Origin of the sequence: Mesorhizobium sp. WSM3866 (assembly GCF_002294795.1) — a bacterium.
Classification (GTDB): Bacteria; Pseudomonadota; Alphaproteobacteria; order Rhizobiales; family Rhizobiaceae; genus Mesorhizobium.
This window is the reverse complement of the sequence record NZ_NSGC01000042.1, coordinates 1-2,276: the sequence shown is the minus strand read 5'-3', so window position 1 is coordinate 2,276 and position 2,276 is coordinate 1. Positions and strand designations below refer to the sequence as shown.

1 protein-coding gene and 2 pseudogenes are annotated in these 2,276 nt (G+C 60.9%); all 3 read right to left on the bottom strand.

Annotation, left to right across the window (positions count from 1 at the left end; translation table 11 throughout):
- A pseudogene (locus tag CK222_RS31285) lies at positions 1-633 on the bottom strand (MBL fold metallo-hydrolase); the annotation flags it as partial.
- A 135-nt stretch (positions 634-768) separates the two neighbouring features.
- On the bottom strand, positions 769-1,731 hold the full coding sequence (locus CK222_RS31280) for a manganese catalase family protein (protein WP_095802988.1): 963 nt from the start codon (positions 1,729-1,731) through the stop codon (positions 769-771).
- A gap of 266 nt (positions 1,732-1,997) precedes the next feature.
- Positions 1,998-2,276: pseudogene (locus tag CK222_RS32790) on the bottom strand (cytochrome c oxidase subunit I); the annotation flags it as partial.

Below are 2,276 nucleotides of genomic sequence, written 5' to 3'. Positions count from 1 at the left end.
GCTGCTGCGTCGCTACCTCATAGGCGGACTCCTGCCCGGTTGTGATGAACGCATCACCTACGATCAGTGAGCGGTCCGTCTCACGCCAAAGGGAAATATGTCCCGGCGCGTGCCCTGGAGTGTGGAGCCACTGCCAATCTGGCATCCCCGGAACCGAGCCATCGTCAGGGAGCGCGTTCAAACGGTCCCCGAGATCGACCGGCCCGCATGGGAAAGCGGTGAGAGCAACGTCATCAGACCTCCGCCCGCCCACGGGTCAGGCGGGGGTAGGACGCTGTTCCGTTCAGATAGGGATGTTCGAGCGTGTGCGCATAGACCGGGGCCCCCCACATCCGCGACAGTTCAACGACCGTTCCCACGTGTCGAAGTGACCATGCGTCAGGAGGATTGCCGCCGGTCGGGCGTTTTTGCCAAAACGCGCCTCCGCGACCGCGACAATGGCGCCTCGAGAGGTTGGCAGACCGGTATCAATCAGCACCCAACTGGAGTCGCGGGGCCGGGCACACCAAAGAACACCGCATTCAGGATCGAAAGGCGAAGGTAGGCAAGATCGGGCGCGATACTCCAGGCCCCATCGCCGCGGTCCTCACGTCTGGCGCGATCGATCTTGGAGAGGGGTATTTGAATTGTCATTAGGCCGCGTTGCCTTGTCACTTTGTCTCAGAGTCGTCGCCCCGACGGCGCAGGGAACCGCCGTGTTCGGTCGCGACAGGTAGTTTCCCTTTGCGCACGCGAATACTGTCTTGAGGGCGCCCAAACCTGTAGAGACTACCTGGTTTTGCGAGTAGCGGCCGCAGCCCGCGCTGGCGCCTCCTGGATGTTGGCGGCGCCGCCCATGTCACCGTTCTTGGTGCGGCCCGCCCCCGGTCCTGCTCCAAGATCGGCGCCGGTCATCGGATCGGAAGCCGGGTCCGAGAGTGTCCGCTCCGCCAGATTGGCCGCGACCTTCTTGTCCTTGGCATTTAGCTTGACAGTCGCCATCCCGTCGCCCCCGTCGGCGGGCATCACCTCTTCGAGATTGTCGATGCGGTCCCATTCGCCTCCCGAGTTCCAGGGTCCCGTGGCGTCTCCTTCGCCCTGCGAGGTGTTGACGTACATGCTGGCATATTTCTCGATGCCCGGGAGTTTGCCCGTCGGGAAGTTGTTCTCTATCGCGTACAGCGCTTTCTCGAAGGACTTCTGGTGGGCGACTTCGCGCGTCATCAGAAAACCGAGGGCATCCTTGACGCCGGGATCATCGGTGATGTTGATCAGTCGCTCGTACACGATCTTGGCACGAGCTTCGGCCGCGATGTTGGAGCGCAGGTCCACCGTTGGTTCGCCGCGAGAATCGATATAGGCGGCGGTCCAAGGCACTCCGGCCGAGTCGCACAATGCGGGTCCGCCGCCAAACAGGATTGACTCCTTGGCCGTTGTGCCGCTGGCGCCAACCATCAAATACAGCTCAGCTTCCTTCATCTGTCCCTCGGCAAGGTGTGCCTTGAGTCCCTTGTTCAGCATTGTGACAATTGACCCGACCACCTCGAGGTGGCTTAGTTCTTCGGTTGCGATGTCGAGCAACATGTCTTTTCGACCGACATCATCCTCGCCCAGCCCTTGGACGAAATAGCGCATAGCGGCGGCCAACTCGCCATCGGCTCCGCCGAACTGCTCCATTATCATGCATGCCAGTTTCGGATTCGGCTCCGACACACGGACGGTGTATTGCAGTCGCTTATTGTGCATGAACATGAGGTTTCTCCAGGGTTGGGGTTCCCCGAACATCCTTGGATCAGAAATGTTCCTTGGCGCTGGTGGTTCTGTTTGGCTATCAAGTTCGTGCATGGCGATGAATTATCCGCGAGCCCGACCGGGGATCAGGAACGGCTCGCTAGGGGCCCGGTACTCTCCCGGGCCAACACCAACCCCGTCGTGTTGGATGCTGATTGAGGGCCACGAGAGCCAGGGCATTGGCTGCAGGGATCGTCACGCATGGGCGCCGAAATCGCCGACCCGGGCTATTTAATGATCGGGAGCCTGTCCCATTGATGGAACGGCGGTGGCGAAGGCAACATCCACTCCAGGGACGTGGCTCCCGGACCCCAAGGATTATCGCCGGCCTCCCTTCGTCTGTAGAAGGCGTCGACCACTCCGGCCAGGAAGAACAGTACGCTCGCGGCAGATATGTAGGCCCCATAGGAAGAGACCATATTCCAGCCTGCAAATGCATCGGGATAGTCTATGTAGCGGCGCGGCATGCCCGCCAAACCTAGAAAGTGATGCGGGAAGAAGACCAG

Coding starts and splice junctions, on each gene's coding strand:
- CK222_RS31280 (WP_095802988.1), bottom strand. CDS start 1,731: ATGTTCATGCACAATAAGCGACTGCAATACACCGTCCGTGTGTCGGAG.